General features: G+C 65.5%; 8 protein-coding genes and 1 pseudogene. 3 read left to right on the forward strand and 6 right to left on the reverse strand.

Annotated elements, in window-relative coordinates; translation table 11 throughout:
• Positions 1 to 124: 124 nt before the first annotated feature.
• Positions 125 to 961: pseudogene (locus KBZ33_RS20565) on the reverse strand (IS630 family transposase); the annotation flags it as partial.
• Between the two features lie 526 nt (positions 962 to 1487).
• On the opposite strand from KBZ33_RS20565, the gene KBZ33_RS20570 reads away from it, so the two are divergent.
• Entirely contained in the window at positions 1488 to 2501 is a 1014-nt protein-coding gene (locus KBZ33_RS20570) for an NAD(P)-dependent alcohol dehydrogenase (protein ID WP_254955342.1), read from the forward strand.
• Positions 2502 to 3281: 780 nt separating this feature from the next.
• On the opposite strand, the gene KBZ33_RS20575 is transcribed toward KBZ33_RS20570, so the two are convergent.
• From KBZ33_RS20575 to KBZ33_RS20585, 3 genes are all read right to left on the reverse strand, one after another.
• Positions 3282 to 4166 (reverse strand): hypothetical protein, encoded by an 885-nt coding sequence (locus KBZ33_RS20575; protein ID WP_254955343.1) that lies wholly within the window; start codon positions 4164 to 4166, stop codon positions 3282 to 3284.
• Between the two features lie 183 nt (positions 4167 to 4349).
• Positions 4350 to 4745: a PIN domain-containing protein gene (locus KBZ33_RS20580; protein WP_254955344.1), complete on the reverse strand. Its 396-nt coding sequence runs from the start codon at positions 4743 to 4745 to the stop codon at positions 4350 to 4352.
• Complete coding sequence (locus KBZ33_RS20585; RefSeq protein WP_254955345.1) at positions 4732 to 4968, reverse strand: AbrB/MazE/SpoVT family DNA-binding domain-containing protein; 237 nt, start codon at positions 4966 to 4968, stop codon at positions 4732 to 4734. Before KBZ33_RS20585 ends, KBZ33_RS20580 begins: the two co-directional genes overlap by 14 nt.
• A gap of 150 nt (positions 4969 to 5118) precedes the next feature.
• Here KBZ33_RS20585 and KBZ33_RS20590 point away from each other — a divergent pair, with 150 nt between their 5' ends.
• The gene (locus KBZ33_RS20590) at positions 5119 to 5370 is read left to right on the forward strand and encodes an AbrB/MazE/SpoVT family DNA-binding domain-containing protein (protein WP_254955346.1); all 252 of its coding nucleotides are present in this window, start codon (positions 5119 to 5121) and stop codon (positions 5368 to 5370) included.
• Positions 5367 to 5765, forward strand: a complete 399-nt coding sequence (locus KBZ33_RS20595; protein ID WP_254955347.1) for a type II toxin-antitoxin system VapC family toxin — start codon at positions 5367 to 5369, stop codon at positions 5763 to 5765. The genes KBZ33_RS20590 and KBZ33_RS20595 overlap by 4 nt, the downstream gene beginning before the upstream one ends.
• 74 nt (positions 5766 to 5839) lie before the next feature.
• On the opposite strand, the gene KBZ33_RS20600 is transcribed toward KBZ33_RS20595, so the two are convergent.
• The gene (locus tag KBZ33_RS20600; protein WP_254955348.1) at positions 5840 to 6145 is read right to left on the reverse strand and encodes a ribbon-helix-helix protein, CopG family; all 306 of its coding nucleotides are present in this window, start codon (positions 6143 to 6145) and stop codon (positions 5840 to 5842) included.
• 95 nt (positions 6146 to 6240) lie between these two features.
• Positions 6241 to 7199 (reverse strand): LysM peptidoglycan-binding domain-containing protein (locus KBZ33_RS20605; RefSeq protein WP_254955349.1); only part of this gene is annotated, 959 nt, incomplete at its 5' end.

A 7199-nucleotide genomic window follows, 5' to 3' on the forward strand; every position in this document is an offset into this window, starting at 1 on the left:
CGTTTCATCGTGACTGCAAGAGGCGCATCTGCACCTCCGGAATGACAGCCCGTCATTCCACTCTGTTCACCCTCTGATCAGGGCATTCGGGCCTCGGGATTTACACCACGCAAAGGGACGCGGCCCGCTGGGCCAGCCAGGTTCTGACTTTTGCGTGCTTATGGGTACAGTAATTATCGACAACCAGGTGAATGTCTAACTCGGAGGGGACTGATTCCTCGATACGGCGCAGAAAGCCGAGGAACTCTTGATGCCGGTGACGTTGCTTGCATTGGGTGATCACCTCGCCATTTGCCACATCCAAAGCGGCAAACAGGGTAGTCGTACCATGGCGAACGTAGTCGTGAGTGACGCCCTCCGCGTAACCAAGGCCCATGGGCAGAAGGGGCTGGGTTCTATTGAGAGCCTGGATCTGGGTCTTCTCATCTACGCATAAGACAAGAGCATTGTCTGGTGGATTGAGATAAAGACCGACAATGTCACGGACCTTCTCAACAAAGAAAGGATCCGTAGAGATTTTGAACGTTTTCTGCCGATGTGGCTGCAGAGAAAAGGTCTTCAGCCAGCGGTGGACCGTGCTTTTTGAGATCCCTGATTCTGCAGCCAAGGAGCGTGCGCTCCATTGCGTGGAACCGTCTGTGGGCTTGGTCTGTAGAGCCCGGTTAATCACTTCCGCGACCTTCTCGTCCTCATAGGTGCGAGGACGCCCTGGTCGCAGTTCGTCATGAAGGCCCTCGATGCCCAGATTGATGTAGCGCTGCCGCCATTTGCCCACCGTGTTGTTCCTGATGCCCATTCGCTCGGCCACTTCTTTATTCGTTGTCCCGGCTCCGCAGGCCAGAATGATCTGGGCTCTTTGCACCAGAGAGTGTGGAAGTGACCTGGATCTTGCGATGCTCTGGAGATTCTTTATCTCCTCATCGCTGAGGACAAGAGGAGCAATGGGACGACCAACAGGCATGGAACGACTCCAGGAAGGAGACACTCCTGATAGTAGCGATTACTTACAGGACTGCACACTAGGTCGGGGTGCTCGGCGCCCCGATTGAAGTTCCGCAAGGAGGAGCCGGTGGAGGGACCTGAAGCCTGCGCCAGCTGTAGATCCTCCAGAGAGGTGGTGGCTTCTGGTAGTTGCGTGGCCGGGGCCACCACGAAGAGGAGCGGTGGGGTCATGGCGACAACTCTGGACTCAGGGCAACAGCCTTGGAGGGGGGCTCGCAACAGGCGTGGTTCCCTCCATCACTCTGATCGGCGCCACTCGGATTTGTGGGTCCAGGTCGGTGGAGCCACAGAGAGGGTGTATCGGCCCGGACGTAGAGCAGCTCACCCCCGAGACCCTGGATTCACGCTGATGGGGATGGCGCGCAGTTCGCCGGCTTGCCCTGAGGAAACACCACCCTCAGACGCAGCGGCCGCGCTGAGGTCATCCAGCAACACAGCCCCCCCAGGACGTTCTGACTAGAACAAGGGTTCACCGCCGTTCTGTTGTGTCGATCACTGTCTGGCAGGCCCGTGAACCCGGCGCGCCCCTGGAGCGAGCGGAGCGTCCGATGTTGGAGCCGGCGCTCGATGAGCTGGTGCTGGAAGTGCTGCATTGCGGCCTTTGCCACAGCGACCTTTCCATGCTTGAGAACCAATGGGGTGTGAGCAGCTTCCCCCTGGTCCCGGGTCATGAGGTGGTGGGTCGGGTCGTGCAGGTGGGTGAGGGGGTGGATCCCGGTGTGATCGGCCAGTTGCGCGGGTTGGGTTGGATCTGCGGCAGCTGCTCTCACTGCGGGCAGTGCCTGGGCGGCACCGGCAATCTCTGCCCGTCGTTGGAGGCCACGATCGTTGGCCGCCAGGGGGGCTTCGCCAGCCATGTCACCGCCCGTCAAGACTGGGCCATTCCATTGCCCGAGGGGATGGATCCGGCTGTAGCTGGCCCTCTCTTCTGCGGCGGAATCACCGTGTTCGCCCCGTTGATTGATGAGGCCGTTTCACCCACGGCCCATGTGGCCGTGATCGGAATTGGTGGTCTGGGCCATATGGCCCTGCAGTTCGCCCGGGCCTGGGGCTGTGAAGTCACGGCACTCACCACCACCCTGGCCAAGGCCGAGGAGGCGAAGCGTTTCGGAGCCCATCAGGTGGAAGCGCTCGACAACCTGGCCAACCTGGCTGGCCGGTTTGACCTGGTGATCAACACCGTGAACCATTCCCTTGATTGGGGCGCGGTGATGGCCTCCCTTGCTCCCCGCGGCCGCCTGCACCAGCTCGGCGCTGTGCTTGAGCCGATTCAAGTGGGCGCCTTCGACCTGATCATGGCCCGGCGCGCGATCACCGGCAGCCCCACCTCCTCCCCAGCCAGCCTGCTGAAGATGGTGGAGTTCTGCGTGCGCCACAACATCCGCCCGCTGGTGGAGCATCTGCCGATGGATCGGGTCAACGACGCGATCGAGCGCCTGCGCCTGGGTGATGTGCGTTATCGCTTTGTTCTTGACGCGGCCGCCGTAGCGAAGGGCTGATGCGCCGTATTTCTCAACCCCAAAGTGCTATCTCCCCATGGCTGACCCCTCGAACGCATCGGCACCCTCACAGGTGAGCACGTCCCCGTCTTCACTGGCGGGCCTGAGGAGTCGCTCCATACCCAGGGCGGGGGGCGTCCCATGGCCTATCCCGGTCCCAAGGTCTCGGGGATGCGTGAGGGGGGGAAGCTGAGAGCACCGACCAAGGGAAGCGGGCCGGTCTCCATGGTTAACCAACGGTGTTGCTCCCCCGAGAACGCTCCACCCCTTGCCTCAATGGCTCGCGTCCACACTCCCCGGAGATCAGTTAGCGACCGGCCTCTGGGAACTACTTCTTCAATTGGCTCACCTGGTTCAGGCGCTCCGCGCTGTCGGCAAGGCTGCGCCAACGGTGGGAGCCCGCTCTCAGGAGTGGTGCGCCTCCTAACAGGTCAATGATGGACCCTTTCCAGATAAGCCAGTTCACCTCACGCTGCGCTCGCGACGGCCGCTGCGCCCGCCCCGCTGGTGTGAGGCGTGGGGAGAGCCGAGCGCTCGTGCGGCCGAGGAAGCACGATGGTCGGAGCCTAGCGGCTGCGCTGGCGCCGTGCCGCTGCCTCATGCGGCCTTGCCCGCTGCCCGCTGGACTGTCTGCTGTGCACGGCCTTGCGTCTCGCGTTGGTGCATGTAGGTGCGCACGCGGATGCCGCAGCACGGACCGCGGGCCGTGCTGCGGCGACTCCAACACGCAAGGAAGAAGCTGATGGCCCGGCGGCCCGGCGGCCCGGGCCGCGATCAGGATCAGCTGCGCGCGCCGGCCGGTTTCTTGGCGTAGGTGGCCAGGTACAGCTCAGAAGAGCTCATCCCCTGCAGGTTGGTGAGGGTCCCGTTGCCGTCGAACTCCGCCATGGTGCTCGTCGGTCCGAGGCCGCCCCGCTGGGAGAACAGGAATCCCAGCACCGGGTGCGTGCGCAGCGTTTCGACATGGTCACGGGAGCTGAGTTGCCCGTCATCACCCAGCAACGGATTGCCCTTGCTGTCGATCGGCACCAGCTCGTCGCGGCCGTTGGAGTCCGCCTCCAGCCTGAACTCGCCGCCCACCTGCTGCTTGAAGATGTCGAAGAAGCTGCCGCGGTTGTCGCCGCCGGGGCGGCCCTCGGCGTCGATGAAGAGGCGCTCCAGCAGCCGTTCCTTGCGCAGCTCATTGATCTGCTCCAACGCCTTGTCGCGCTGCTTGGCCACGCTGCGCACCTTGCGGTCGGCATCGGCCTGGAGCTGCCGCTCGCGGTGGGCAATCTGATGCTCCAGCTGCTCCTTCTGGCGGTCGGCCTCCTTGAGGCGCTCGTACTCCTCGGGGTTGATCTTGGAGAACTGCCCGAGCTGACGCTTGACGGTGCGCAGCTCCCGCTCCAGCTGGTTGGTGCGGCGTCGCTCGGCCTTGAGGGCCTCGCCCACGGGATCAGCCGGCGGATCGCCGCTGATGGGTGGCTCGTCCTCGAGTTCCTCGTCATCGAGGTCCTCATCGCCCAGGTCGCTGTCGTCGCCGAGCAGGTCGCTGTCGCCCGATAGGGCGTCGGCGTCGTCCTCCTCGCCGGCAGGCGGTTGGTTCGGCCACTGCTGCGGTTGATTGAAACGGTCCAGCGGCGGCTGCGGGGCCACCAGCTGGGTAGAGATGCGCTTGCTCATGGGTCCACCCATCACGGCTGTGGTTGAAGCGGACGCCCCATCCGGGCTGCGTCCACTCCAGCTATTGCCAGCCGCCGCCGCTGCGATGGCCTGTGGCTTGAGCAAGGCGGCAGGAATGATGCCTTCAGGCCTGAAGCAGGTTTTCGAGGGCTTCGCCGCCAGGCAGTCGATCGATGCCGGCTGTCAGCTGCCGAGCAGCAGTTCAACGCCCTGCTGCTCGGCGAAGCGCTTGTCGAAACTCAGCACCGGCATGGCATTGGCGCTGGCGGCTCGGGCCAGGATCAGCTGGTCGGCCAGATCGCCGCCCTGGCGGAACTGATCCAGCGCCTCGATCACCGCGTCAATGTCATCGACCACCACGCCGCGGGTGCGCACCAACCGCTCCAGCAGCGCGTAGCGCTCGGAGCGACCCAGGTCGTAACCCCTCAGGACCCAGGCCACTTCCGCCAGCACCACATCCGGTAGGTAGACCCCGCCGCTGGCGATGGCCTCCAGGAAGGCTTGCTCGGCAATCGGGGTCTGCTGCGGATCGTCCCCGATCAGCAGGCGCACCACCACGTTGGTATCAAGGGTCTTCACGGCCGGCCGCAGTGGCGATGGCGCGGTCCATGTCCTCCAGGCTGAGTACCCGATCCACCGTGGGCCGATGGCGGAAGAGGTCCTCCGGCTCGTACTTCGAGGGAACGAGCACCAGGCGGCCGTGCCTGTCGATCGAAGCCTGTAACCTGGCGCCCGGTGCCAGGCCGAGGGCCTCGCGCATCTGCCGAGGGATCGTCAGCTGCCCTTTGGAGGAGAGGGTCACGGTGTCCATAGCTGCAGTGTAAGGCGGCTTGCCTTACTGGCTTGATGGCGCCCGGCAGCGATGGGCGGGAAGCAGCCTCATCGTTCAGCTAAGGCTGAGCCGACGGTAAGGGCCAAACGCCTTACTCTTGGTTCGTCGGCGTTTTGAGCCATGACCACCCTCACCGTCACCGCCAAGGGCCAGGTCACCCTCCGCCGCGAGCTGCTGCGCCATCTCGGGGTGCAGCCAGGACAGCAGATCGAGGTGACGATCCTCCCCGGCGGCCGGATCGAGGTGCGCGCCGCCCAGCCCCCCGGCAGCATCGAGGCCTTCATCGGTCGGCTCGCAGGCCGCAGCCCGGAGGTGGCCAGCCTCGAGGAGATCCAGGCGGCCGCTGCGGCCGGATGGGCTGGCGAGCCATGAGGATCACGGCCGACACCAACGTGCTGGTGCGAGCGGTGGTGGCTGACGATCCCTCCCAGTCGGATGTCGCCATCGCGGCGCTGCGCGGCGCCGAGCAGATCGCCGTGGCGCTGCCGGCCCTCTGTGAGTTCGTCTGGGTGCTGCGCCGGGTGTACGCCTTCTCGGTGGCCGACATCGTCGCCGCGATCCGCGCCCTGATGGAGGCGGGCAACGTCAGCCTGGATCGGGCCGCCGTGGAGGTGGGGCTGCTGCAGCTGGAGGCAGGCGGTGATTTCGCCGATGCCGTCATCGCCCACGAGGGTCAGTGGCTGGGGGGCGAGATGTTCCTGTCGTTTGATCGGCAGGCCGTGGTCCTGCTCCAGCAGCGTGGCATCGCTGCCGAGCTGCTCGGCTGATCGTGCTCTGCTCCTCAGGGAAGGGGGTGTGCTGAGTGCTGCCGCCGTGGGTGCCGTCAGGCCTCCAGCCTTTGTTAGAGGCCTTCGCCGCCAGGCATCGGCGTGAACCGTCGTTGCTGCTGCTGTTGCTGGCTCAGCTTCTGGCGCAGAACTGCCGAGTGGTTCCGCCCATGGCTGGTGGGGCCACTGCCTGGGTCCCCACTGGAGAAGCAGCCGATCAGCCCGAGCCGCTCGGCCAGTGCTGCGGGGCTGGCGGCTTGTCGCTGCAGCAACGCGAGGCCGGCTTGGACCACCTCGCTCTGGCTGAGGCCGAGGGTATGGCAGAGGCTGTCCAGCCTGGCTGCGCTGGCGTCATCGAGGCGTACGGAGATGGTTCGCATCGCTTCTCCCTGCCCGTGAAACTTCGAACGTACAAGGAATTGGCTGGAGCGCTGGCTCCGGTTGAGCCCGATGGCCTGCCGGTTGCGCCTGAGGATCAGGGTGTCGGTTCAGGTGTCGGCTCCGGCTCTGGCGGCGGATCCGGCTCCGGCTCAGGCTCCGGCGCATCGAGATAACTGCGGTCGTCCGGGTCCACCGCGGTGCGACGCGCTTTTGGCAGGTGGATCCAGCTGTCGAAAGGCAACAGGCTCCCAGGCCGATAGAGCGGCACCAGCAGGTTCTGACCTGGCTCCAGGGTCGTGGAGGGCCGTACCAGCGGCACCACCAGGTGGGCGCCAATGGGCAGAAGTTGTGAGCGCTTGAACAGGTCGTAGGTCGGCTGGTTGTAGAGCCGCAGGGTGTCTGAGGTGGTGAAGTAGAGCGCCGCGAGGGATTTGAGGCTGTCGCCATCGACCACGGTGTGGCCGCCCCAGCGCTCCAGGGTCGAGTTGTTGGCCATCAGCCACTCGACGGTCGTGCCGTACTGGCCGGCGAGGCTGAGCAAGGTGTCACCCGCTGCGGTGAGCACCGTATCGAGGGAGAGCAGGGAAGGGTTGATGCTGCGCAGGGTCTGGACGGTGGTGCCGTAGCGCTCGGCCAGCACCCGCAGGCTGTCGCCGGGCTCAATGACGATCACCCGCTGGGGCTTGAGCACGAACTCGATCGCCTCGCCCAGCTGGCTCTGCACCAGCCGGCCGATGCCCCCCTCCCCGAAGGGAAAGCCGGCCGTGAGCAGGGAGCAACCAGCCAGCTGGGCGCGGGGCTGGGGCGGCAGCACCCCAGGCGACTGGAGAGCATCAAGATCCCCAAGCCAGGCCACACCCTGCTCCACCGGGGGCTGCAACACGCGGGGCCGTGGGGTCCAGGTGTTGCCTGGTGAGGGCGGAACGCCAGGGTTGGGCGGATCCGGCAGCGGCAGCGGCGCCGGCTGGTGCACGGGCCGCAGCGCATTGGTCTGCCAGGCAAGGTCAGAAGCCAGCCAGGCCCAGGGTCCCGGGAGGACCGGCGGCAGCTCGG

Origin of the sequence: Cyanobium sp. Cruz-8D1, from assembly GCF_024345975.1 — a bacterium.
Taxonomy (GTDB): domain Bacteria; phylum Cyanobacteriota; class Cyanobacteriia; order PCC-6307; family Cyanobiaceae; genus Cyanobium.

What these genes read in the sequence shown, in the direction of transcription:
- KBZ33_RS20575 (WP_254955343.1), bottom strand. Translation starts at nt 4,166, where the DNA reads ATGAGCAAGCGCATCTCTACCCAGCTGGTGGCCCCGCAGCCGCCGCTG.
- KBZ33_RS20590 (WP_254955346.1), top strand. Translation starts at nt 5,119, where the DNA reads ATGACCACCCTCACCGTCACCGCCAAGGGCCAGGTCACCCTCCGCCGC.
- KBZ33_RS20595 (WP_254955347.1), top strand. Translation starts at nt 5,367, where the DNA reads ATGAGGATCACGGCCGACACCAACGTGCTGGTGCGAGCGGTGGTGGCT.
- KBZ33_RS20600 (WP_254955348.1), bottom strand. Translation starts at nt 6,145, where the DNA reads ATGCGAACCATCTCCGTACGCCTCGATGACGCCAGCGCAGCCAGGCTG.